The 24671-nt window shown below is 42.5% G+C and carries 18 protein-coding genes; 9 read left to right on the forward strand and 9 right to left on the reverse strand.

Annotation, left to right across the window (positions count from 1 at the left end; genetic code table 11):
- Window positions 1-27: 27 nt before the first annotated feature.
- From fbp to PBAL39_RS12880, 5 genes are all read right to left on the reverse strand, one after another.
- Window positions 28-1083, reverse strand: a complete 1056-nt coding sequence (fbp, locus tag PBAL39_RS12860; protein WP_008242093.1) for a class 1 fructose-bisphosphatase — start codon at window positions 1081-1083, stop codon at window positions 28-30.
- Between the two features lie 22 nt (window positions 1084-1105).
- Window positions 1106-1597, reverse strand: a complete 492-nt coding sequence (locus tag PBAL39_RS12865; protein ID WP_008242095.1) for a metallophosphoesterase — start codon at window positions 1595-1597, stop codon at window positions 1106-1108.
- Window positions 1598-1838: 241 nt separating this feature from the next.
- On the reverse strand, window positions 1839-2492 hold the full coding sequence (locus PBAL39_RS12870) for a tRNA1(Val) (adenine(37)-N6)-methyltransferase (protein ID WP_232282948.1): 654 nt from the start codon (window positions 2490-2492) through the stop codon (window positions 1839-1841).
- A gap of 65 nt (window positions 2493-2557) precedes the next feature.
- Window positions 2558-3172, reverse strand: a complete 615-nt coding sequence (locus PBAL39_RS12875; protein ID WP_008242098.1) for a hypothetical protein — start codon at window positions 3170-3172, stop codon at window positions 2558-2560.
- 167 nt (window positions 3173-3339) lie between these two features.
- Window positions 3340-4185, reverse strand: coding sequence for an energy transducer TonB (locus PBAL39_RS12880; RefSeq protein WP_008242101.1), 846 nt, complete (start codon window positions 4183-4185; stop codon window positions 3340-3342).
- Between the two features lie 261 nt (window positions 4186-4446).
- On the opposite strand from PBAL39_RS12880, the gene PBAL39_RS12885 reads away from it, so the two are divergent.
- The 3 genes from PBAL39_RS12885 to PBAL39_RS12895 all read left to right on the forward strand — a co-directional run bounded on the left by PBAL39_RS12885 (window position 4447) and on the right by PBAL39_RS12895 (window position 9819).
- A complete protein-coding gene (locus PBAL39_RS12885) occupies window positions 4447-6633 on the forward strand; it encodes a glutamine synthetase III (RefSeq protein WP_008242103.1) in 2187 nt (728 codons plus the stop codon).
- 133 nt (window positions 6634-6766) lie between these two features.
- On the forward strand, window positions 6767-7948 hold the full coding sequence (locus PBAL39_RS12890) for an AIR synthase related protein (RefSeq protein ID WP_008242104.1): 1182 nt from the start codon (window positions 6767-6769) through the stop codon (window positions 7946-7948).
- A gap of 650 nt (window positions 7949-8598) precedes the next feature.
- The gene (locus PBAL39_RS12895) at window positions 8599-9819 is read left to right on the forward strand and encodes an ROK family transcriptional regulator (RefSeq protein ID WP_008242116.1); all 1221 of its coding nucleotides are present in this window, start codon (window positions 8599-8601) and stop codon (window positions 9817-9819) included.
- A 30-nt stretch (window positions 9820-9849) separates the two neighbouring features.
- Here the strand turns inward: PBAL39_RS12895 and PBAL39_RS12900 are convergent, their stop codons facing one another.
- Complete coding sequence (locus PBAL39_RS12900; RefSeq protein ID WP_008242118.1) at window positions 9850-11070, reverse strand: MFS transporter; 1221 nt, start codon at window positions 11068-11070, stop codon at window positions 9850-9852.
- Window positions 11071-11175: 105 nt separating this feature from the next.
- Between PBAL39_RS12900 and PBAL39_RS12905 the strand changes: the two genes are divergently transcribed.
- Window positions 11176-12048 (forward strand): LysR substrate-binding domain-containing protein, encoded by an 873-nt coding sequence (locus PBAL39_RS12905; RefSeq protein ID WP_008242120.1) that lies wholly within the window; start codon window positions 11176-11178, stop codon window positions 12046-12048.
- Between the two features lie 20 nt (window positions 12049-12068).
- Here PBAL39_RS12905 and PBAL39_RS12910 read toward each other — a convergent pair whose 3' ends face one another.
- Both PBAL39_RS12910 and PBAL39_RS12915 read right to left on the reverse strand, forming a co-directional pair.
- Window positions 12069-13448 (reverse strand): MBL fold metallo-hydrolase, encoded by a 1380-nt coding sequence (locus PBAL39_RS12910; protein ID WP_008242123.1) that lies wholly within the window; start codon window positions 13446-13448, stop codon window positions 12069-12071.
- A gap of 266 nt (window positions 13449-13714) precedes the next feature.
- Window positions 13715-16855 (reverse strand): carboxypeptidase regulatory-like domain-containing protein, encoded by a 3141-nt coding sequence (locus PBAL39_RS12915; RefSeq protein ID WP_008242124.1) that lies wholly within the window; start codon window positions 16853-16855, stop codon window positions 13715-13717.
- 319 nt (window positions 16856-17174) lie between these two features.
- Here PBAL39_RS12915 and lpdA point away from each other — a divergent pair, with 319 nt between their 5' ends.
- From lpdA to PBAL39_RS12935, 4 genes are all read left to right on the forward strand, one after another.
- The gene (gene lpdA / locus PBAL39_RS12920; protein ID WP_008242126.1) at window positions 17175-18563 is read left to right on the forward strand and encodes a dihydrolipoyl dehydrogenase; all 1389 of its coding nucleotides are present in this window, start codon (window positions 17175-17177) and stop codon (window positions 18561-18563) included.
- Between the two features lie 108 nt (window positions 18564-18671).
- On the forward strand, window positions 18672-19511 hold the full coding sequence (locus PBAL39_RS12925) for an MBL fold metallo-hydrolase (RefSeq protein ID WP_008242127.1): 840 nt from the start codon (window positions 18672-18674) through the stop codon (window positions 19509-19511).
- A 546-nt stretch (window positions 19512-20057) separates the two neighbouring features.
- A complete protein-coding gene (locus PBAL39_RS12930) occupies window positions 20058-20918 on the forward strand; it encodes an RNA polymerase sigma factor RpoD/SigA (RefSeq protein WP_008242129.1) in 861 nt (286 codons plus the stop codon).
- Between the two features lie 107 nt (window positions 20919-21025).
- Entirely contained in the window at window positions 21026-22474 is a 1449-nt protein-coding gene (locus PBAL39_RS12935; RefSeq protein ID WP_008242130.1) for a glyceraldehyde-3-phosphate dehydrogenase, read from the forward strand.
- An 87-nt stretch (window positions 22475-22561) separates the two neighbouring features.
- Here the strand turns inward: PBAL39_RS12935 and PBAL39_RS12940 are convergent, their stop codons facing one another.
- Complete coding sequence (locus tag PBAL39_RS12940) at window positions 22562-23545, reverse strand: aldo/keto reductase (RefSeq protein ID WP_008242133.1); 984 nt, start codon at window positions 23543-23545, stop codon at window positions 22562-22564.
- Window positions 23546-23728: 183 nt separating this feature from the next.
- On the opposite strand from PBAL39_RS12940, the gene PBAL39_RS12945 reads away from it, so the two are divergent.
- Window positions 23729-24670, forward strand: coding sequence for a M20/M25/M40 family metallo-hydrolase (locus PBAL39_RS12945; RefSeq protein WP_008242135.1), 942 nt, complete (start codon window positions 23729-23731; stop codon window positions 24668-24670).
- The last annotated feature ends 1 nt before the right edge of the window (window position 24671 follow it).

Genomic DNA, 24671 nt, shown 5'->3' on the forward strand with positions numbered 1-24671 from the left:
GCGTCTTCTAACACCCTCTGAAATTCTTCAAGCTTGAAACACTTTACCCACGACAGCGCCATAATGTTTGTCCTGCTCTGACGAATATTCTGCCATCATGCCCTCTGCCATGGTCACCATTTCCCTGGAGCCGATAAATATGGAGCTGCGTTCATGTAGTTCTGACGGTTCGATTTCCATGATCCTTCTGAAGCCATCGGATGCAATGCCACCAGCCTGTTCCACAATAAACGCCATTGGATTACACTCATAGAGCAGTCGCAGTTTTCCATTCGGTGAGCTAGCGGTAGTTGGATAGATGTAAATCCCCCCTTTGATGAGGTTCCGATGGATGTCGGCCACCATAGATCCAATGTAACGGGAGGTATAAGGCCTGTTTGTTCTTTCATCATGTACCTGCACATATTTAAGGTATTTCTTTACACCTTCCGGAAAATGCACATAGTTACCCTCATTGAGCGAATAGATATTCCCATGTTCAGGAATTTTCATGTTTGGGTGAGAAAGACAAAATTCTCCAATTGATGGATCAAGGGTGAAGCCATTTACGCCCTTACCTGTAGTATACACCAGCATGGTGGACGAGCCATAGATGACATAGCCTGCTGCCACCTGCTCCGTGCCTTTTTGCAGAACATCGGAAAGCACCGCCTCTCCTTCTGTCGATTTTCTTCTATAGATTGAGAATATGGTTCCCACCGCTACGTTGCAATCGATGTTTGACGAACCATCCAGCGGATCAATACAGACGATGTATTTGGCGTTTTTAGAAACCGGGGAATCTATCCTGACGAACTCGTCTTCCTCTTCTGTTGCCACAATACAACACTCCCCACCACTGGTCAGGGCACTGATAAACTGAAGGTTTGCAAACACATCCAGCTTCTTCTGCCCTTCTCCCTGGATGTTTACTGTTCCTGCCTCCCCGAGAATGTCCACAAGCCCCGCCTTGTTCACCTCCCTGTTGACGATTTTTGATGCAATTCCAATGTCTCTGAGCAGCCTCGAAAGCTCTCCTTTTGCATATGGAAAATCTGCCTGTTTCTCAATGATAAACTGGCCTAATGTTTTGATACCTGACATACTACTTAGTGTACTTAATACGTTATCTATTGCCTATTTCTATGGCTTCTAAGGTATGTATTTTTTCTTCTGAAACACAAAATCTGATCAATGTTTTCACCCGATGCCAGCCGGAATTACCCGCCGAACCGGGATTTATATGCAGACAATTGATTTTTTTATCAAATAAAACTTTAAGGATATGGGAATGTCCGGAGATGAACAACATCGGGGGCTTAGTGTATATTTCACGCTTTACCTCCGGCGCATAACGGCCCGGGTATCCGCCTATATGTGTCATCCATACATCTACATTTTCACAGTGAAAACGAAGGTGTTCCGGGAAAGCACTTCTGATGGTTTTGTCGTCGATATTACCATATACGCCTTTTAATGGTTTAAAGGCTGCCAGCTGATCAGCCACCCCGGGACCGAAGTCGCCGGCATGCCAGATTTCATCACAGCCATCAAAATGTTTAAAAACAGCATCGTCCAGGAAACCATGCGTATCAGAAATGAGCCCTATTTTTTTCAAGATGTCAAGTATATATAAGGTACAAAGTTAGCCATTCCTGAACTGGTAAACCAGCATTGCAAGCAATCCCATTTGATTCGATTGATGAGATACTCCTTTCAAATAGCCGCTCACCTGTCCATTGAAAGAATAATGCATATCTGATTTCAGAGCGTTTGGGCGAGAGCAGAATGTTTGTTACAGGCAAGAGTAAAATATCCCATAAAAAAGACATTCATTCCTTAAGACGGACACGAATGCACTAAAAAGCCAGGAAGAAATCTTTTAAAAGGGATCGGTAGGCATCTGTATATACGCCCTGGGATTGATAGATGTAAAAAGTCTCTTTTTTGATTGATGAGAGATGAGGAGAAAGACACAGGATGCGTCTGATAACTGGTTTAGATTCATCAGAACAAACATCTATCTGATGGCGGAGAAACAAATTGAAACTGGCAGCAGAATTCAGCATCCAATCTGCCTGTTTCACAGGCAAAATTAACCAGAAGACACCATCAGAAGCTAATAATTCTGCAGCTTTCGTCAGTAATCCATCAAAAAACTGCTCATCGGCATGCCTGGCAATTCCTTTTCTGACTTCCGGGTTTTTAAGGTCATTGACAAAAAAAGGAGGATTGGAAACAATGAGGTCATAAGGATGAGTACTTTCATAGTCCATAATTGAAGTATGATGAGCTGTTGTACGCGATGAAAAGTCTGACGACCGGAAGTTCAGCCCTGCTCGTTCAGCAGCAACGCCATCAATCTCAACAGCATCTACCTGAGCCAATGGAAAACGCTGGGCGAGCATGAGTGCAATCACACCTGTACCCGTACCGATATCCAATATTCTTCCGGAATCCATATTAGCCGTAGCAACCGCAGCCAGCAATACTCCGTCTGTATTGATTTTCATGGCACAACCAGACTGATCTACTCCGAATTTTTTAAATCTAAAGACATTACCCATATCACAATCTGCTAAAAGAAATGAGTAATACCATTGTAGCCGGCATTGAATACCTCAAAAAGATGGAATAGCTGCAGAAGGTTCTTTTCATCACCAAAATCTTCTACATCGTCCACCACGCTAAGCAGCGTATCCATGTTCCAGCGCTCTTCATACAACTCCGCATCCATTTCAGCACCTTCCTGTATGTACAGCTGCGCGGCGGAATACATGACAAATCTTAAATTGAGGTACATATAATGAATGCCGTGTACAATGTTCTCATAACCATCCTCTTCCCAGTTGCTGATAAAATTATTGAAAATATGAGAAGCCAGTTTGTTTGCGTCGTCATCATTCATGACTTCAAAATCGTCCATTGAATTGATCATCAGGTAAGTGGCGATGGTCTCATCTATTGCTTTCACGGATTTCATCAGCATCTTCACCAAGGGATCTTCTGACGCCTCCAGCAGGTCGAACTCCACCCCGGTAAAGGTCTCAGGATCCACTGTACCTTTGAGGTCGGTCATCTCCTTTTCCAGGATGACCATCATGCCATACTTGCAGATCTCAAACGAGCTGAAGCTCATGAGTTGTGCAATAGCAGCCCGAAGGGTATGATCGGAAAAATGTTGGAATGCCATACAGCGAATTTGTGATAATTATCCAAATTAGCCTAATTATTTGACAACATTTATTGCAGCCGTTGCACCTGATATTGCAACTTACAATACCTCAGTGCCTTCGAAAAACAAAAAAGCCCCGATCCTGAACACATCAGAATGGGGCAGAACAGATCAAAACTACCTCCCTACTGTGGCATCGCGAAACCAATGGGAATCGTATACCGCACCCGCACAGCCTGATCATTTTGCCGTCCTGGTTTCCACTTTGGTGATTTAGCAATTACACGGGCGGCCTCCTCATCGCAACCTGCACCAATCCCATTCACCACGGTAACATTGGAAACCGATCCATCTCTTTCTACCACAAAGCTGATCAGCACCTTTCCCTGTACGCCTTTTTCCTGTGCCTGATATGGATACCTTAAATTGCGCTGGATAAACTTGGCCCAGGCTTTCATTCCTCCATCAAACTCAGGATAGACCTCTACGCCACTACTATTATATATAGTATTGTCTACCGTCGTTCCATTACCTGTGCCAGTGCCTACCGCACCATTGCCATCACCTGTTATCGGCAGCGACTGCAGATTTGTCTCCTTGCCTTCCTGTGTCACTGGCCCAACAATGGCGTTGTCGAGGTCCTTCAGCATGGGAGGCTCTGCAGTGGTGTGCTCAACCACTACCACTTTCGACGGGATTTTCACCATTTTCAGTTTTTCTTTCGGCGCTTCAGCTTTTGCGGCGGCAGGCTCTTCTTCTTTTTTCAGCGGGAGGTCAATCGGCGGAGGCAATGGCGCAATCTCTACAGGCCCCTGATCAAATATTGCGACAACTTCATGAGGTTTCAGTTTCTGATAAATCATTGGTACCACAAATGACGATATGAACAAAGCTGAAGCAATCCACAAAGCTTTCATCTGAATGTTACCAGACTCTGCCCTTAACAGATAAGCGCCATAGTTTTTATTTCTTCCTTTGAATACAAGGTCGAGCCACTCAGCCTTGTAAAGATTTGATGAATTGTTCAGCATATTTTTTTAGGTTTTATTTCTCTCATGATGTGAGCAATCCATCAATTCCATAAACAAAATCGTGTTCATATTCACATTAAACCCTTATTGTCGAAAATACACCAAGATCAGCGAAAGGTCATTTACCTGACACTCATCACAAAATGTTTTAAAAACCTCAAATATTTCTTTGATTATTTATTGACATTCGTATTTTTACAAACAATTCGGGACCAATTCCAAACGAAACTTATATTTTTGACCAAATTATTAATCAAATAAATGAAAAGCTTAAGGACAATTGCATTAAAAGAGGCGCAATCAAGAATTTCACCAGAAGTAAAGTCTCCTTCGACTAAGATTTCTGACTTTTTTGGCGCTAATGTTTTTGATAAGAGAAAAATGAAAGATTTCTTATCTAAGGAAGTTTATGAAAAATTAGTGTCATCAATTGATCAAGGTGAGCTGATTAACCATGAAGATGCCAACCACATTGCTACGGCAATGAAAAGCTGGGCAATGGGTAAAGGTGCTACACACTATACACACTGGTTCCAGCCTCTGACTGGCTCAACTGCCGAAAAACATGATTCATTCTTCGAACCAAGCAGCGACGGTGCAATTGAAAAATTTGCCGGCAGCGCACTTGTTCAGCAAGAGCCTGATGCATCAAGCTTCCCTAATGGTGGTATCCGCAACACTTTCGAGGCACGCGGTTATACTGCATGGGACCCTTCATCTCCAGCTTTCATCATGGAAAGCAAAGCAGGTAAAACCCTTTGCATCCCTACAGTATTTGTTTCTTACACAGGTGAAGCCCTGGATTATAAAGCTCCTTTATTAAAAGCCCTTTCTGCTCTTGATAAAGCTGCTGTTGATGTTTGTCAGTATTTCGACAAAAGCATCTCTAAAGTAAATGCATCCCTTGGTATCGAGCAGGAATATTTCCTGGTTGACCTTGCTTTATACAATGCACGTCCGGATCTTGCTTTAACAGGCCGTACCTTATTTGGTCACATGTCTGCTAAAGGTCAGCAACTGGAAGACCACTATTTCGGATCAATCCCTGAGCGTGTTTTCACTTACATGGTGGATTTCGAAAATGAAGCCCTTAAGCTTGGTATTCCTTTAAAAACCCGTCACAATGAGGTTGCTCCTTCTCAATTTGAGTGTGCTCCTATCTATGAAGAAATCAACCTTGCAATTGACCACAATCAATTGTTGATGGACTTAATGGAGAAAGTTGCCCTGAGACACAACTTCAAAGTGTTGTTACATGAGAAACCTTATGCAGGCATCAACGGTTCTGGTAAACACAACAACTGGTCGTTGATCACTGATACTGGTAAAAACTTATTGTCTCCAGGAAAAACACCTAAAAACAACCTGATGTTCTTAACGTTCTTCGTTAACACCATCAAAGCTGTTCATGAGCATGCTGACTTATTAAGAGCAAGTATTGCTTCTGTGAGCAACGATCACCGTCTTGGTGCAAACGAGGCTCCACCAGCAATCATCTCTATCTTCTTAGGTTCTCAGCTTGCTGAAGTTCTTGATGAGATCGAATCTTCAAGAAGCATCATCAAAAAAGTAAAAAGCGAAGATTCACTATGGTTAGGTATCCCTAAGATCCCTCAGATCCTGTTGGACAACACCGACCGTAACCGTACTTCTCCTTTCGCATTCACAGGTAACAAATTTGAATTGAGAGCGGTAGGTTCTTCTGCCAACTCTTCTGCGCCTATGACCGTGTTGAACACGATCATGGCTGATCAATTGAACAAATTCAAAGTTGAGGTTGATAAGCTGATCAAAAAAGGTGAGAAAAAAGATGTTGCCCTGTTAACAATCATCAAAAAATACCTTAAAGAATCTAAAGACATCCGTTTTGAAGGAAATGGTTATAGCCAGGAGTGGGAAGATGAAGCAGCTAAACGCGGTTTGTCAAACATCAAAACTACCCCTAAAGCACTTGATGCTTACGTAACTGAGAAGTCTACAGAGCTTTTTGTAAACAATAACATCTTCAGCAAACGCGAGCTGCATGCACGTCATGAAATCCTATTGGAAAGCTATTACAAAAAACTTCAGATCGAAGCAAGGGTAATGGGCGAAGTAACCAACAGCATGATCATCCCTGCAACCATCGCTTACCAAAACACTTTAATCACAAATGCTAAAGGTCTTAAAGATCTTGGTGTAGCTAAAGAATCTCTGGATGCTCCTGTTAGCATCATTAACAAAGTTTCTGAGCACCTTGGTATCCTGAAAACCAACATCGATGCGATGCTGGAAGAACGTAAGAAAACAAATACCATCGAAGATACACGTGAAAAAGCGATCAGCTACGATGAGAACGTAAAATCTTACTTCGACAACATTCGCTACCATACTGACAAACTGGAGCAGATCGTAGACGACAGCGTTTGGCCTCTGCCTAAGTTCAGAGAGTTATTATTCTTGAAATAACCTAAACCAAAATAACCATGTTAAGTCAATAACCCTTCAATTCATTTTGAAGGGTTATTTTTTTGCAGTTCCCCCTGTAATTTTTTTCCCTTAACGCTTTAACATTCGGGGGTTTCCCTATCTTTGCAGCAACATGAGTGATAACAGGTACAACCAACGTGGCGTTTCTGCGTCGAAAGAAGATGTGCACCAGGCCATCAAGAATATAGATAAAGGTATTTTTCCGCAAGCCTTCTGTAAAATCATCCCCGACATCCTGGGCAATGATGAAAATTTCTGCGACATCATGCATGCCGATGGCGCCGGAACAAAGTCATCTCTTGCCTACGTGTACTGGAAAGAAACAGGCGATATCTCCGTATGGAAAGGAATCGCCCAGGATGCTATCATCATGAACATCGACGACCTGATCTGCGTGGGTGCTACCGACAATATCCTCCTGTCTTCAACGATCGGACGTAATAAAAACCTGATCCCCGGAGAAGTGATTGCAGCCGTCATCAATGGTACTGAAGAAATTCTGGCTGAACTTCGTGACCTTGGCATTTCCATCTACTCCACAGGTGGCGAAACTGCTGATGTTGGCGACCTTGTTCGTACCATCATCGTAGATTCTACAGTAACCTGCCGCATTGAACGTGATAAGATCATCAGTAATGATCAGATCCAGGCTGGTGATGTCATCGTTGGCCTCTCCTCTTCTGGTCAGGCAACTTATGAAACTGAATACAATGGTGGCATGGGCTCTAACGGGCTGACTTCTGCCAGGCATGATGTATTTGATAAATCAGTTGCAGACAGCTATCCGGAAAGCTTCGATCCTTCAGTTCCTTACGACCTCGTATTTTCAGGTGGTAAGAAATTGACAGATACTGTCCGCATAGATGAAAATACTGAAATCACCGTGGGTAAGCTGGTGCTTTCTCCGACACGCACTTATGCGCCTGTGATCAAGCAAATCCTGGAAGGCTTCAGAAGCCAGATTCATGGTATTGTTCACTGCAGCGGTGGTGCGCAGACCAAGGTGCTTCACTTCGTTAATGATGATGTGCATATTATCAAAAATAACCTCTTCCCTGTTCCACCATTGTTTCAATTGATACAGGAACAGTCTGGTACAGATTGGAAAGAAATGTATAAGGTATTCAACATGGGACACAGAATGGAGCTGTATGTCCCTGAAGCGATTGCCCAGGAGATCATTGCAATTTCTAAAAGCTTTAACATCGATGCCCAAATTATTGGACGTGTAGAGGCTGCTGCTCAGAAGCAAGTGACAATTGAAAGCGAAAAAGGTACTTTTGTGTATAATTAAAAGCATTGATTACAAATTATTTAAGCCTGTGTCTATTCAGATACAGGCTTTTTTGTTTTTCTCTTAAAAAGAAAGCCATTCTATTCAAGGCTGGAATCCTTTGCCCTGAAGTAGGGCAAAATATTCCTAGGCCTTTCACAGAAGGCATTCTTTTTTTGAACACCATTCATTAGCAAATTGCCGTTTTACCGGGGCTGGTTTAATTTACAAAGCAGGCCTAGTTTAGTGTGCAAAGAATGTGTAATTACATCAGACGAGGCGTTAACGATTATTTGAAGAGTGGTTTAGGTCATAATTAAGCGAAAAATGCCATTGAACGATTTAATAAGACATACTGTCGATGCACACCGTTTAATGCGTTTCAGTCGACAGATTGTGAGACTTCCTGGTCAAGGTAACGGTAACTCGCAGCCTTTTACGCATTTTCTTAATCATCCTTGTTGGCGATCTTTGGCATCCATTTTTTTACGCTAAAACAAGATGGAACAACCGGCATTTTTTTCCTGAAGAATGGCAGTAAGAAAGGATCATCTCATTTTTTCTGTTACCTTTGAAAAACAGCCCGCTTTTCGCATCGGAACAGGCAACTTTATTATTTTTTTTAAGAAGTAAATATTAAGAATTAACCTCAACGCTTACCAGGAACTCCAATGAGAACTACCTTTTTTGATGACCACGATAAGAACATCACCGGTGTTGCTTACAAGAATATACACATTAAAAAAACCATCATCCTCTATTTTGCAGATAAGGGAAACACGACAATTACAGAATTGTGTAAAGAACTTAATTTAAGTGTTCCTAAAGTGACCACACTGGTCCTTGATCTTATTGCTGACGGACTGGTAAAAGATTTCGGAAAGACAGGTTCTACTGGAGGGCGCAGGCCCAACATATACGGACTTGCGCCTGATTCGGTATTTTTTCTAGGTGTCGATGTAAAATATAACCACATCAACATTGGCCTTACTGACCTTCGTAAGAAACTGATCAGGATCTCCAAAGGGGTGCCGTATGACTTACAGAACAGCGAGGCTTCTTTAAAAGAACTTTGCCGGCTGATCCTCAACTTCATCAAGGAAACTGGCGTCCCCAAAGAAAAGATCCTGGGCATCGGACTCAATATGTCGGGCCGCATCAACTACCTTACGGGATATAGCTACAACTTTTTTCACTTTAATGAGGAGCCACTTAATAAAGTGATAGAAAACGAACTCGGACTAAAAACCTATCTGGAGAACGACTCCAGGGCAATGGCTTACGGTGAGTTCAATTCGGGTGCAGTGGAGGATGAGAAAAATGTACTGTTCCTTAATTTGGACTATGGTCTGGGAATGGGCATGATGATCAATAAGGAAATATATTACGGCAAATCGGGCTTTTCTGGAGAACTAGGGCACATTCCGCTGTTTAACAATGAACTCATCTGCAGATGTGGTAAAAAAGGATGTCTGGAGACAGAAGCCTCAGGTATGGCCATGGTAAGAATGTTTAAAGAGAGTATCAGCAATGGTTCCTCCAGTTCATTAAAAAAAGGCCCAAATGATGAAATTCAAATGGAGGAGATCATTGACGCCGCCAATAACGACGATGTGTTATGTATAGAACTGATGGAAAAGATAGGTTATAATCTGGGCCGTGGCATCGCGCTACTTATTAATATTTTTAATCCTGAGCTGATCATCTTAGGGGGAGCACTAGCCACAACCGGCGAATACCTGCATCTTCCAATAAAAAGTGCATTGAATAAATTGTCACTAAGCCTGGCTAATAATGATACTCAAATCAGGATTTCCAGTCTTGGGGAAGATGCAGGTGTAATAGGCGCCTGCCTGCTTGCCAGAAAAAGGTTATTGGAAGATACGCTATAGCAACTATATTGGCCGACTACCTTCGTTACATCATATACTCACCGCTTTTTCCTGAGTGTGCCTGCTCCTGTAGAAAACAAAGGCGGCCGTTGCAGTGATGGCAATTAAACCTTCGATAAAAATTGCTGGTCTTGGCCCGATGGCATGCGCAGCCCAGCCAATCAACAGACTACCTACCGGAATAATTCCTTGATAAGCCATTACATAATAGCTGATGGCCCGTCCACGCATTTCAGGAATTGCATGTGTCTGAATATAGGTATTGATTGCTGAGGTCTGTGCCATCATCCCTACCCCTGTCAGTGTCATAAACAACAGCGCAACCGGTAGCTGGGGAGCATAAGCCAGCAGCAGTAAGCTACCCCCAAAGACACCTCCTGCAATCATGATCAGCTTCATCAATGTGTTGCTGTTTTTAAGGTTTGCGAGATAGATGGCACTAACGATAGACCCAAGGCCGGCAGCGCTTTCAAACCAGCTGAAGGTACGCGCATCACCGTTGAAGATGTCTTTGGCAAAAATTGGCATCAGTGTATTGAAAGGGATGACGAAGAGGCTGCTGATGGCAATCATGATAATCAGACTACTCAGGTCTTTGTCGCCGGATACATATCTAAAACCTTCCTGCAATTCTGTCCAGATGCTTTTCTCTGATTTCTCAATGATGCTCACGTTCAGTTTCATCATGAACAAACAGATCAGCACGGGAATATAACTCAGGAAGTTACCAATAAAACAGAAGTCGGTACCAAATGCACTTAGGATGATCCCGGCTACTGCGGGCCCTGCAATACGTGCAAAGTTGGCCATTGTGGAGTTCAATGCGATTGCATTTGGCAAATCCTCCTTCTTATCTACCATTTCGATCATCAGCGACTGCCTGCAGGTTACGTCGAAGGCATTGATGATCCCCTGTATCAAACTGAGCAGGATAATGAGCAGGATATTATTGAAACCAAAAAATATGATCCCTGCTAATGCACCCGCCTGTACCATCGAGGCAATCTGAGTGATCACCAGAATATGATACCTGTTGTGTCTGTCGACCAAACTTCCGGCATAAGGTGAAAGAAACAATGAAGGGATCAGACTCACAAAACCAACTACTCCCAGTAACACGGCAGAACCTGTCAGCTGGTACACCAGCCAGCTTACCGCTGTCTTCTGCATCCAGGTGCCCACCAGGGAGATAGACTGTCCGTAAAAAAAGAGTTTGAAGTTTCTTGACTTGAGTGATCTGAATAATGCCATTTGTTATTGATATAGGTATCGATGTGATGGTACAAATGTCGGCATTAGCCGTATATTTGTAAAATTGATAGTTTTAATGATATTGATTAGTTTAAACGATTGATTATGGAATTCAGACAGCTGAACTATTTTATAAAGGCGGCCGAATTACTCCACTTTACGGAGGCCGCAGCAGCGTCTTTTGTCACACAATCGACGCTTTCGCAGCAAATCAAACAGCTGGAAGAGGAATTGGGAATGTTGTTGTTTGACAGGATTGGAAAACAGGTACGGCTTACAGAGGCCGGTAAGTTATTTCTCAGTCATGCAAGGCAGATTATGTTGGATATCAAGAAGTCTAAGCAGGCCATTTTTGAGCTCAATAACCTCATCAACGGAGAACTTAAGATTGGCGTAACTTACGCGTTCAGTTCCCTGCTCCTGCCGGCCCTTCGTCCTTTTTCAAAAAAATACCCAGGCATCATGATCCATATTGAATATGGCATTGCCGGCGAGCTGGAGACCAAGCTGCGCAGGGCAGACCTGGACTTCATCCTGGCCTTCCATGAGCAGTCTCCGAATGAAGATCTGGAGATGCAGCATTTGTTTTCCTCGCGTATCAAAATGGTCGTGGCAAAGAAAAATCCGCTGGCACAGATGAGTAAAATTTCCATCAAAGAATTAGGCCAGGTAGAGATGATTTTGCCAAACAAGGGCTTCAGCTCCAGGGACCTGATTGATGAGATTTTCAAAAAGAATAAAATTAATCCGCAGATCAAGATTGAAATGAATGATACCCACTCGTTACTCTCACTTGTTGAAACCGGCAATTGGGTGACCATCATTAATGAAAAGGCTATTGGAAACTGGAAAAACCTGGTAGCAGTGCCGATCAGCGGGAAAGAGCTATACAAACAAGCTTATATATTATGGCAGAAGGATGTATTCAGAAAAAAATCTGCAACTCTTTTTATCGAAGAGTTGCTGAAAATTATGTAGAGGGATAATTAAGGGTATACTTAGCGGATCACGACGTTATGCAGGTTTTCTACAGGAGCTACCCTGCGGTAATCGAGAATGGATTCACCAAAATCATACACCTGTATCTGGTTGCCGACCAGCGCATTAACAATGCTGCTTCCCGCAGCACTGCGATACCCGCCTGCACAATGTATGGCAACTGGTTTTGTTAATGGAATCTCCCCGATCCTTTCTCTAAGCGCTGCGAGTGGAATATGAAGTACATCCGAAAATATCGGATTGTCTCTCACTTCAGTCTCATTCCTGACGTCTACGATCGTAAAATCATCAGGATGATACCTAAACTGCAACAGTGGCATTTCAAGGATTTTCGCTGGTCCCTTTATCGCCACAAAAGCCGCTTGTATATAGGCTTCATAACCGATGCTTGCGCTGCGGCTAATGAGTTCATCCAGCTCTTCCGGGGTACTTGCAGCAAGATAAAAACGTTCTCCAGGATTGACGACACTCCCCAGCCAGGTTTCAAACTTCATCCCGTTCATGATGTTGACCGAATTTGGAAGATGTCCCTTCTTAAACTCCTTTTCCGGACGCGTGTCAACAATGAGTACTTCTGGATCAAGCTCAGGAGGTTGCTGCATCACCGAGATCTTGTCCAGCTGGTCTTCATATTCTGAAGCACCAATTCTGTTGAGCTCCACATCGAAGCCGAAGTATTTGGGCACAAATGGCTGGTCAGTATTTAGCTCTTTTACAAACTGTGCTTCGTCCATTGGCTGAAGTGCCCAGTTCATGATTCTTTCCCTTCCAATGGTGCTTAGGTTATCATGGCTCAACGCTCGTCCGCACAAGCTGCCGGAACCGTGTGCAGGATAGACCAGCACTTCGTCTTCCAGTGCCATCAGCTTTTCACGAAGTGAATAGTACATCTGGGCCGCCAACTCATCTCTTTTTGCGGTGAGATTGCCTACAGACTCTCTCAGATCCGGTCGTCCGCAATCGCCTATAAACAAGGTATCGCCGGTAAATACAGCTTTATCATTGCCATTTTGTTCAAGAATAATACAGATACTGTCGGGTGAATGTCCAGGGGTGTGTATACTTTTCAATTTGAGTTCGCCAAGGACAATTTCGGCACCTTCATCAAAAGGTGTTTGAGGATAACTCACCCCTGTAAGTGTATGGGAATAGATTTTTGCACTGGTGGTCATGTGGATCTCCAGATGGCTGCTGACAAAATCTGCATGCGGATGGGTTTCTATCACCCCAACAATGGTGGCGCCATGTTTTGCTGCGAAGTCATAATAAGGTTGTGGATTGCGTGCGGGATCAATCAGGATCACCTTTTTCTCACTATTGCTTAAGATCGCATAGCTGTAATGCGACAGGTATTTATCTTCAAATTGTTCTATGATCATTAGGATGGTTTTAAAATGCTCAGATTTATTTAACAGATATCACATATTGAGTAAATCCATTATACAAATCTGAGCATTCAAGAAATCTTAATTAATGACCAAGGTCACACTTAGCTAAATCTGACATATACATACATATAGTTTCATCAAACCTTGCGATTTTCAGGTCATATTTAAGAAAAGCAGACCTCCGGCAGTGGAAAACACCAAAACAAAAAAGCCTTGCTTCCTAAGAAACAAGGCTTTAATATCGAAATTATAATATTCTAATTGAAGATGTACCTTACACCAAACTGAGCAGCCCAGCGGGAAGGAATTTGATCCACTCCATAAGCAGTGCCACTTGTAGGTGCTCTGAAAGTATAACCACCTCCGCCTGCACTGTTGTAACCAATTAAAGAACTGGCATTATTGCTTAAGAAATAAGCCCTACCCCAATCTTTGTTTAACAATGCGCCCACGTTAAAGATGTCAACTGACAATTGGATTTTGTTAGAAGTACCTTTAATCATGCCACCTAAATCCTGGATGAATTTTAAGTCGAATGAATGTTGCCAAGGTAGACGGGCACCATTTCTTTTAGCATATTGACCTCTGATGGTACTTAGATAAGAATCGCCCTCAATGTAAGCATTTAAGGCAGTCCATTGATCAGCAGCAGTAATTAGAGGAGTTGGATTAGCTCCTGTTGTAACAGCAGGAATATCTACCAATTTGATATCAGCAGCACTTATTGGTACAAAAAGTAAGTCGTTTCCATTTGAACCATCACCGTTCAAGTCACCATTATACAAATAAGTGAAAGGACTTCCAGATCTTCCTGCGTAGAACACAGCAATTGAAGTACCGAACAGCTTATTCTTGCCATAATGAATACCATAGTTTAAGCTACCAACAATGCGGTGTCTTGTATCAAAAGTTGAATAAGCAAGAGGTGTATTGTTAGGGTCTAAAACGATCTGGTTAAACTGCCAGTTAGATACTGCAGTAGAGCTTGTTCCACTATTTACGTCTTTAGCCTCACCATAAGTATACGCTACCATAGCACCCAAACCGTTTGCAAAAGATTTTTGCAACTGAGCTGTTAAGCTGTAGGCAGATCCGTTATTGCTGTTTTCAAGTAAAATTGCATTGGTAACTTTAGAATTAACTTTACCACCGTAAGTAGGCCTGTTATCCTGACCACCAGACAATGCAGGATTAAGAGTACCTGTTACGCCAGCAATATTGATGTCTTTGTAAGTAATGTTGTTTAGCGTTTTGCTGTAGATAGCCTCTAAAGTTGCTGAGATACCGGCAAAAAGTTTAATATCACCAGCAAAGTTAGACCTGAATACTTGAGGAAGTCTGAAGTTTGGATCAATTAAGTTCAACTGATAATTACCAGGAGTACCTACCGAAGACTGAAGATTAGGATCAGGCTGGAATCCACCTGGAATTGCCGCGGCACTTGTCAGCCTTACCTCGCCAGTTAACAAACCGTTGTTAGAAAATTGGTTAGACAACCATACAAATGGAACACGACCTGTGAAAATTCCCGTTCCACCACGTAATTGAAGTGTTTTATTTCCAAATACATCATAGTTAAATCCAATTCTTGGAGAAACCAAAGGTCTGCTTTTAGGAGTGATGTCAGTTCTGTAACCAAAAGATGAAACGGCAACTGGATTAGCTAAAGGCGTATCGAAGAACAAAGGAACATCAACACGTAGACCAGCTGTAAATCTCAGTTCTGGAGTTACCTGAATATCATCCTGTCCATAGAATCCAAGTTGAGCAGCACCAAATTTCGCTTCCCCAGGATTGTCACCGATAGGGAAAATTACTTCTAATCTAGATGGTCTATTAGCCTCAAAATCAGCTAAGCTATTGAATTGCCAGTAACCATATCTGTTGTTTACGAAAAGGTTTCTGAATTTATAGAACTCATTGTGTGTACCTACAGTGAATGTATGGTTACCTGCAAAAATCTTAAAGTTGTCGGTTACCTCAAAGATATCCTGATCTAATTGATTCGCAGTACTACTACGCTCTGAACCGAAAGCAACTGTGTTTCCAGAAGCGTTAAAGTTCCTGATTTCTACATGAGGAAATAATGAACCTGATGTAGATCTCGCATCTCTTACTCTTGAATAACCCAATAATAAGTTGTTAGACAAACTTTCAGAAATTGTGCTTCTTAACTCTAACACAGAGATGTTCTGCTCACTATTATTTCTACCACCATTGTTGCCAAAACGAAACGCCGAAGAAGAGCGGGATAGTACATCATCATAAGCTTTGATATAGTTATGACGCAACATCAATTGATTCTTCGAATTAATGTTCCAGTCTAACCTGGCGAAAATTTTATCATTTTGTGTCTCGGCATCAGTACCAGCACTTGAACCTACGTCATAACCATATGTATTTCTTACATAAGTAGACAGTGCATCAGCCTGCGCAACCGTTAAAACTGCTCCAGGATCACCGGCATTATTAATGGTGGGTTGTTTTTTCCTTCCCATCTCGCCGTTTACGAAGAAGAACAATTTATCTTTAACAATAGGTCCACCTACTCTGAATCCATACTGGTAATCTGTAAAATCAGCTGATTTCAACCCATTTGGAGTTTTACCTACAGTGGATTGGTTACGCCCAAAACCATAAATAGAGCCTTCAACTCTGTTCGTACCTGAGCGGGTGATTGCATTTACGCCAGCACCGGTGAAGTTACCATAAGTAACATCATAAGGAGCTAACACGACTTGAATCTCCTGAATTGCATCCAAAGAAATTGGCTGAGTATTCGCACCGCTTCCTGGAGTGATCGCAGAACTTGAAGCAGCAAAAACGTCATTATTTACAGCTCCATCAATTGTGATGCTGTTAAATCTTTGGTTAGCACCGCCGAAAGAGTTACCATTAGCCTGTGGTGTAACACGATAGAAATCAGACAATGAACGATTCAATGTAGGTAAAGTTTCCAATTGTTCTTTACTGATGCTGGTAGACGCACCATTCTTTTTACTATTGAATATTGCATCACGTGTACCAACAACCTGCACCTGCTCCAGAGTTACGCCCTCATCTTTCAATACAATGTTCAATGAAAAAGGCTCGCCTAATTTCAAAGTGATGTTATCAAATTCCTGAGGCTGGAAACCTACGAATGTGACGACAACTTTGTAAGTTCCACCAACACGCATGTTTGCGATGTTAAAACGACCTTCAGCGTTCGTTCCTGCCGTATAGGTTGTTCCTGTTGAGATTTGCGTTGCTTTAACGCTGGCACCAGGTAGCGGGCCTTTTGCATCTCTGACTGAGCCTGTCATACTGGAAGTCGTTACCTGTGCATAAGCACCAGATAATGAACCAACAAAGGCAAAGACAATTACTACGATTTTTAATAGTAAAGATTTCTTCATACTTTTTTATGTAAGTTTTTATTGTTTTTGATATTTAATTTTAAAATATCGCCACAAAAATAAATATTAATTTGTGTCCGGGAACGTTTCCAATGTTAAATAATTATTAAATACGTCATTTCTTTTCAACATTTAACACCAGATTGAAATATCTAACTTACAGTTTACCAGTAATTTGAAATCAGTCTAAACAGCCCTTTCCTTCATCCCAATGTAACATAATGATGAAAACAGTAATTGGAAAATCATAGAAGCTTTATTAATGAACATTTTTTTTAATTTTGGCAATTACTATAAGACTAATTTCCTTTAATAAGATATGAACTACGATGTAATTGTAATAGGCAGCGGTCCTGGTGGATATGTAGCTGCAATCAGAGCTTCTCAGCTAGGTTTAAAAACAGCAGTGATAGAACGTGAGTCTTTAGGCGGCATCTGCCTGAACTGGGGTTGTATCCCGACAAAAGCTTTGTTAAAAAGTGCGCAGGTTTTTGAATACATCAACCACGCTGCTGAATACGGCATCAAGACTGCTGAAGCAGAAGCAGATTTTGCGGCAGTCATCAAACGTAGTCGCGGTGTTGCCGACGGAATGAGCAAAGGTGTTCAGTTCTTAATGAAAAAGAACAAGATTGATGTCATCATGGGTACTGCCAAAGTGAAATCTGGAAGTAAGGTCGAAGTTAAAGGTGCTGATGGCTCACAAAAAGAATATACAGCCACCAGCATCATTGTCGCCACTGGCGGCAGGTCAAGAGAATTGCCTAACCTCAAACAGGATGGTAAAAAAGTGATTGGTTACAGACAGGCAATGGTATTGCCGGAGCAACCTAAATCTATGGTTGTTGTCGGATCAGGCGCCATCGGTGTAGAGTTCGCCTACTTCTATGCTACTTTAGGCACTAAAGTAACAGTGGTTGAATTCATGGACAATATCGTTCCTGTGGAAGATGAAGACATCTCAAAACAACTGTTACGCAGCTTCAAAAAAGCAGGCATCGAAGTGATGACTTCTTCGAGCGTGGAATCTGTAGATACCAGCGGTGCAGGCTGCAAAGTGCAGGTAAAAACAGCTTCGGGAATGCAGACTATTGAATGTGACATCGTCCTTTCTGCTGCTGGTGTAGTAGCCAACATCGAAAATATCGGTCTGGAAGAAACAGGCATCAAAACTGAAAAAGGTAAAGTAGTGGTAGATCAGTTTTACAATACGTCCGTAAAAGGATACTATGCAATCGGTGACATCGTTGGCGGACAGTCCCTGGCTCACGTTGCTTCAGCAGAAGGCATCATCTGCGTGGAGAAAATTGCAGGACACCACCCTGAGCCTTTAGATTACAACAACATTCCTGGATGTACTTACTGTACTCCTGAGATCGCTTCGGTAGGTTACACTGAAAAAGCAGCCAAGGCGGCAGGCTATGAGTTGAAGATCGGAAAGTTTCCATTCTCGGCATCTGGTAAAGCAAGTGCTGCAGGTGCTAAAGACGGATTCATCAAAATGATCTATGACGCCAAATATGGTGAGTTACTGGGCGCACACATGATTGGTGCAAACGTAACCGAAATGATCGCTGAAATCGTTGTTGCCCGTAAATTGGAAACTACTGGTCATGAAATCCTGAAAGCGGTTCACCCACACCCGACCATGAGCGAAGCCATTATGGAGGCTACAGCTGATGCTTACGGCGAGGTTATCCACTTATAATTTATATACTTTCTGTATTGCAGAAAGTATCTATTTCGAAAAACCTGTTGAATCTCTTCAACAGGTTTTTTTATACATTTACCTTTTTCAAACCCAATTTTCAAGAAGATGAATTTACATACGATCGATACCGGATTTTTCAAGTTGGATGGTGGTGCCATGTTTGGTGTAGTACCTAAAACCATCTGGCAAAAAACAACCCCCGCAGATGAGAACAACCTATGCACCTGGGCCATGCGCTGTCTACTGATAGAAGACGGTGACCGGTTGATCCTTATCGATAATGGAATTGGAGGCAAACAGGATGCAAAGTTCATGGGTCACTACTACCTGCACGGTGATGCTACACTGGACTCCTCTCTTGCGGCAAAAGGTTTCTCGAGAGATGACATCACCGACGTATTTCTCACACACCTGCACTTTGATCACTGTGGCGGCTCTATCGTGCGCAAGAACGGCCTTCTACAACCTGCATTCAAAAATGCGCTATTCTGGAGCAATGAGAAACATTGGGACTGGGCCATACATCCGAATGCAAGGGAGAAAGCTTCTTTTCTTAAAGAAAACATCATGCCGATCCAGGAAAGTGGCCAACTTCGTTTTATACCGGATCAGGAAGGGGTACACTTCCGCGAAGACATCAACATCAGGTTCGCTTATGGTCATACAGACGCAATGATGCTTCCTCAAATCCAGTACAAAGGAAAAACCATCGTTTATATGGCTGACCTACTCCCTTCTGTCGCGCACATCCCTCTACCCTATGTAATGGGTTATGACATGTTCCCTATGCAAACCCTGAAGGAAAAACAGGCCTTCCTGGAAGAAGCAGCAGAAAAAGAATACATCCTTTACCTGGAACATGATGCAGTGCATGAATGCTGTACTGTTAAGCAAACAGAAAAAGGAGTCAGGCTCGACCAGACCTTCGACCTAGCCCATTTATAAAGCAGATCGTTAAAATTTGTAAGGTTAGAACCGGGCTTGAAGGTGCACTTGAAACACAAGCAGGAGTAAGTACGGCCCACTAATACTGCATTATGCAGATCATAAAGCACTGAACTAAACACCTAGAGAGCCATGTAAATACTGCTGAGTTTCCGGAAAACTGAAAAAATAAATGCCTGTCAATCTTTCCGGAAGCGTTTTGACTTCCTACTGACTACAATTATCGGACGCTATTATAGTCATAAAAACGGGACGAACCTGTCAGTCCCAAAATCCTACAAAAATAAGACAAATCATTTTTTTACTTAAACTTCTTGTGATTGTGATTAATATTCAGCATTATATATTGTTTTACAACAAATTTATTCGTAGCAGCAAAGGTGCTTTAAAGCACTGACAAAAGTGTTTTGGAATAATTTTTGCTACTCTGACATTGTATAAATAACAGATGTAAAGTGTAACGTTTTCAGGAATTTATGTATATAAATTGCCTTTAAATTCTTACTTTTGCACGTTCAACACATAAAAGAGTACCAAAGTATATAAATGAGACAACTCAAAATCACGCAATCAATTACCAACCGCGAAAGTCAGTCCCTGGATAAATACCTTCACGAAATTGGTAAAGTCGATTTAATCACCGCAGAGGAAGAAGTAATACTAGCAAGGAAAATACGCGAGGGAGATCAGGCAGCATTAGAACGTTTAACTAAAACCAACTTGCGCTTTGTCGTCTCTGTGGCGAAACAATATCAGAATCAAGGACTGACATTGGGTGATTTGATCAACGAGGGTAACCTGGGTCTGATTAAGGCAGCCAAACGCTTTGATGAGACTAAAGGTTTCAAATTTATATCCTACGCAGTATGGTGGATCCGTCAGTCTATTCTTCAGGCCATCGCAGAGCAAAGCCGTATCGTTCGTTTACCTTTGAACCAGGTAGGCTCACTCAGCAAAATCAGTAAGGCCTTTTCTAAACTGGAGCAGGAATATGAACGTGAGCCTTCTCCGGAAGAACTGGCAGATATCCTGGAAACTACGGTAGACAAGATCTCTGACACACTGAGCAACTCTGGCCGTCACGTATCCATGGATGCACCATTTGTTCAAGGTGAGGAAAACACCTTATTGGATGTATTGGAAAATCACGAACCAAATACGGATAGCAGCCTGATCAACGAATCTTTATCTGAGGAGATCAAACGTTCCCTGTCTACATTGACTGAACGTGAGCGTGAAATTATTGTACTCTTCTTCGGACTGAGCACCAATCACCCACTCTCCCTGGAAGAAATCGGCGAGAAATTTAACCTGACACGCGAACGTGTACGCCAGATTAAAGATAAGGCACTGCAACGTCTGCGCCATACCTCAAGAAGCAAAATCTTAAAATCATACCTTGGATAAACATCAATTCCAGCCCCGGGTTTCCGGAGACAAATTATAATTAAAAAGATTGGGTACTCACCCAATCTTTTTTACTTTTGTGGCATTCTAACCAAAATATCCTTAGTATGTTACAGAAATACCAATCCGAGTTTCAAAGCTGGATTGAAAAAGAAAAAAAAGCCATTGAATTGATCAATGTGGTGGGACAGCTTTGGTTCGACCGGTCAATTGAACTCGTGCTCTTCCGTAAACCTTTATTTGACATTGGCAGCAGCGAGATCCTCGCCCACCACCAGTATGCCAAGGAAGTCAGCGGCAAAGACATCGGGATCTATGAAACACTCGAAATTGCCACCACCATCGCCAAATGTAACCTCGCCCCTTCAAGGGTAGATATCGGCAGGCTCACCTCTGAATGGCTGGAAGAATACCACAACTTCCCTACCCTGCAGGATTTCGTCATCACCAAACTGGGTAACCACATCGGCAAAGATAAAATCAGTCTGAACCCTAAAGATGTGGTCTTGTTTGGCTTCGGAAGAATCGGCAGAATTGCAGCAAGGGAGCTCATCCTCCAAGCTGGTAAAGGCGAACAACTCCGTCTCCGGGCAATCGTTACCAGGAGTTACAGTGATGAAGAACTGATCAAAAGAGCAGAACTCCTGCGCACCGATTCTATCCACGGCCCCTTTAACGGTACCATCACTGAGGATTTTGAAAATAAAGCACTCATCATTAACGGTCAGACGATCTATTTTATTCTTGCAGAAAACCCCGAAGAAGTCGACTATACTGCATATGATATTAATGATGCATTGCTCATCGACAACACAGGCATCTTCCGCGACCGTGAGGGCCTTAGCAAACACCTAAAGGCAAAAGGAATTAGCAAAGTACTGCTGACAGCCCCTGCTAAAGGCGACATCCCCAATGTTGTGGCAGGCATCAATGACATAGACATTGACTTCAGTAATGCCGACGTCATTTCAAATGCCTCCTGCACCACCAATGCCATTGTGCCTGTACTTAAATTGATGGACGATGCTTTTGGCATCGAAAAAGGACACATTGAAACCGTGCATTCTTATACCAACGACCAGAACCTGCTGGATAATTATCATAAGAAATACCGGAGGGGAAGGGCTGCAGCACTTAACCTTGTGATTACGGAAACCGGTGCTGACAAAGCCGTGGCCAAGGTCATCCCGCATCTTGGAGGCAAATTAACTGGAAATGCAGTTCGTGTACCTACGCCGAACGTGTCACTGGCCATCTTAAACCTTTCTTTAAATACAGTAACCTCCAAAGAAGAAGTGTCAGAAATGTTGAGGAATGCTTCTCTTTTCGGCGATCTGTCTGAGCAAATTGAATATTCCATTTCCAATGAACTGGTGAGCTCCGACCTCATCGGCAACAGTCACGCTTCCATTATTGATGGCCCTGCAACCATTATCTCCAGAGACCAAAAGTCTGTCGTCCTTTACACCTGGTACGACAATGAATACGGCTACACCAGGCAGGTCATCCGGGTAGCAAAAAAGCTGGCTGGTGTGGTACGGCTGACTTATTATTAAGCTGTCCAATAAAATATCATAAAGAGGCCGGCAAAATAATAATCCTACCGGCCTTTTTTAATGTCATGCATCAATGAAAGCTGAACATTAAAACTGCGAAAGTTTTGGTTTGCTTTCTACAATATCTTCTATACGCAGCAGCAACTCAGTTGTCAGCAAAGGCAGGACCTCCAACGCTGTCAGATTTTCCTTCAATTGTTCTGGTTTTGAAGCGCCCAGTATCACTGTACTTACATGAGGATTCGTCAGACACCAGGCAAGGGATAACTTTGCCAATGGCACATTCAATTCATCTGCAATTTTCTGAAGCGCTGCAGCCTTTTTCAATTTATCGTCCGTTAGCAGTGCATCTTTCAACCACTCATTACCTTTCACATCAAGACGGGTATCCTTCGCTTTACCGGAGGTATATTTCCCAGATAAAACTCCTGAAGCGAGCGGCGACCAGATGGTGATGCCTAGTCCATATTCATTTAACAATAACAAGTAATCATTTTCAACCTTATTGCGCTCAAAAAGGTTGTACTGTGGCTGCTCCATCGTCGGGCCTATCAAATGATATTGTTTGGCGACGCGGATAGCTTCCATAATTTCGACCGCACTCCATTCAGAGGTTCCCCAATAGAGAATCTTTCCTTGCTGTAAAAGTGTATTCATCGCCCATACGGTTTCCTCTATTGGTGTATTTTTATCAGGACGATGGCAAAAGTAAAGATCCAGGTAATCTACCTGCAACCGTTTTAACGCCGCATTACAGGCCTCAATAATATGTTTACGCGACAACCCAATCCGGTTGGGGCCTTTCTGTGCGGTTCCGAAAAACACTTTACTGGACACGACAAACGACTCACGTTCCCATTTTTTTGCTTTGAGGATTTTCCCCATTACTTCTTCCGATTTCCCCTCTGCATAACCTTCCGCGTTATCAAAAAAATTCACTCCTGCATCATAAGCCAAACCCATTAATTCATCTGCAGTTTTGTCGCTGATTTGTGCACCAAAGGTCAGCCAGCTACCCAGCGAAAGGGAACTCAGCTGTATGCCTGATTTCCCAAGTCTTCTATATTCCATAAGTTATGATTATTGATTTTCATCTATTATGAATTGATTCCAACATAAATTAATCCAACAAAGCCTGCATCGCACAGACTGGAGAAGTTTTGACACAGACATGTGATAAAGACAGCGTATGATAAATACCAACGAGATGAATATATTCAATATATTTACGTTATCTATTAAAATCCACCTGATATGAAATCTTACCTGGCCCTCCCCCTCGCCCTGATGTTAGGCTGCAGTTCTGTAAAAAATGAAACAACGGCACAGACCGACCATAAACTACTGAAAGATGTGGAAATACTTTCATCTGATGCCTACGAAGGTCGAAAAACCGGCACTAAGGGCGCAGAGATGAGCAGGGCTTACCTTAGCAAAAGATTCGAGGAAATTGGCTTAAAACCCATTTCTGTATTGGGTGGATATGAGCAGCTGTTTTCTTTCAACAATAGCGCGGGCGAAAAAGTATATGGCAAAAATATGCTGGCTTATATCCCGGGCAAAAGTGAAGAAATCATTGTAATTTCTGCACATTATGATCACATTGGCATCATCAACAATGAGGTGTATAATGGAGCTGACGACAATGCATCAGGCGTGGCTGGCCTACTTAAAATTGCCGCTCATTTCAAAAAACAGCAACCCAATCACAGCATCATCATTGCCGCGTTCGACGCAGAAGAAATGGGTCTTCGCGGATCCAAAGCTTTTATTGCAGATCCTGCCGTCCCACTTACAAAAATCAGACTGAACATCAACATGGACATGATCAGTCATAATGATAAAAACGAGCTTTATGCCTGTGGCACGTTTAAAAACCCGGGACTCAAAAAGTACTTCATTTTCAACAATAACCGGATAAAAGTGCTTTTCGGACATGATGACCCCGCCACAGGGCACGAAGACTGGACCAACCAAAGCGACCAGGGTTCATTCAATGCCGTTAATATCCCTTTTATTTACTTTGGCGTGGAGGACCATAAAGACTATCACAAAGCTACAGACGAATATAAAAACATCAATGAAACCTTCTTCAACGATGCTGTATCTGCCATATTGCAGGTGGCCAGCAACATTGATAAAGAGAGGGATATCCAACAGATTTTCCGGGAAAAGTTACAAATGAAAAAACAATAAG

Source organism: Pedobacter sp. BAL39, from assembly GCF_000170795.1.
GTDB lineage: Bacteria > Bacteroidota > Bacteroidia > Sphingobacteriales > Sphingobacteriaceae > Pedobacter.

Excerpts from the sequence above, each read along its gene's own strand:
- PBAL39_RS12900 (WP_008242118.1), bottom strand. The coding sequence starts at position 11,070 with ATGGCATTATTCAGATCACTCAAGTCAAGAAACTTCAAACTCTTTTTT.
- fbp (WP_008242093.1), bottom strand. The coding sequence starts at position 1,083 with ATGTCAGGTATCAAAACATTAGGCCAGTTTATCATTGAGAAACAGGCA.
- PBAL39_RS12905 (WP_008242120.1), top strand. The coding sequence starts at position 11,176 with ATGGAATTCAGACAGCTGAACTATTTTATAAAGGCGGCCGAATTACTC.
- PBAL39_RS12880 (WP_008242101.1), bottom strand. The coding sequence starts at position 4,185 with ATGCTGAACAATTCATCAAATCTTTACAAGGCTGAGTGGCTCGACCTT.
- PBAL39_RS12870 (WP_232282948.1), bottom strand. The coding sequence starts at position 2,492 with ATGAAAATCAATACAGACGGAGTATTGCTGGCTGCGGTTGCTACGGCT.
- lpdA (WP_008242126.1), top strand. The coding sequence starts at position 17,175 with ATGAACTACGATGTAATTGTAATAGGCAGCGGTCCTGGTGGATATGTA.
- PBAL39_RS12935 (WP_008242130.1), top strand. The coding sequence starts at position 21,026 with ATGTTACAGAAATACCAATCCGAGTTTCAAAGCTGGATTGAAAAAGAA.
- PBAL39_RS12945 (WP_008242135.1), top strand. The coding sequence starts at position 23,729 with ATGAAATCTTACCTGGCCCTCCCCCTCGCCCTGATGTTAGGCTGCAGT.
- PBAL39_RS12915 (WP_008242124.1), bottom strand. The coding sequence starts at position 16,855 with ATGAAGAAATCTTTACTATTAAAAATCGTAGTAATTGTCTTTGCCTTT.
- PBAL39_RS12925 (WP_008242127.1), top strand. The coding sequence starts at position 18,672 with ATGAATTTACATACGATCGATACCGGATTTTTCAAGTTGGATGGTGGT.
- PBAL39_RS12890 (WP_008242104.1), top strand. The coding sequence starts at position 6,767 with ATGAGTGATAACAGGTACAACCAACGTGGCGTTTCTGCGTCGAAAGAA.
- PBAL39_RS12885 (WP_008242103.1), top strand. The coding sequence starts at position 4,447 with ATGAAAAGCTTAAGGACAATTGCATTAAAAGAGGCGCAATCAAGAATT.
- PBAL39_RS12875 (WP_008242098.1), bottom strand. The coding sequence starts at position 3,172 with ATGGCATTCCAACATTTTTCCGATCATACCCTTCGGGCTGCTATTGCA.
- PBAL39_RS12910 (WP_008242123.1), bottom strand. The coding sequence starts at position 13,448 with ATGATCATAGAACAATTTGAAGATAAATACCTGTCGCATTACAGCTAT.
- PBAL39_RS12895 (WP_008242116.1), top strand. The coding sequence starts at position 8,599 with ATGAGAACTACCTTTTTTGATGACCACGATAAGAACATCACCGGTGTT.
- PBAL39_RS12940 (WP_008242133.1), bottom strand. The coding sequence starts at position 23,545 with ATGGAATATAGAAGACTTGGGAAATCAGGCATACAGCTGAGTTCCCTT.
- PBAL39_RS12930 (WP_008242129.1), top strand. The coding sequence starts at position 20,058 with ATGAGACAACTCAAAATCACGCAATCAATTACCAACCGCGAAAGTCAG.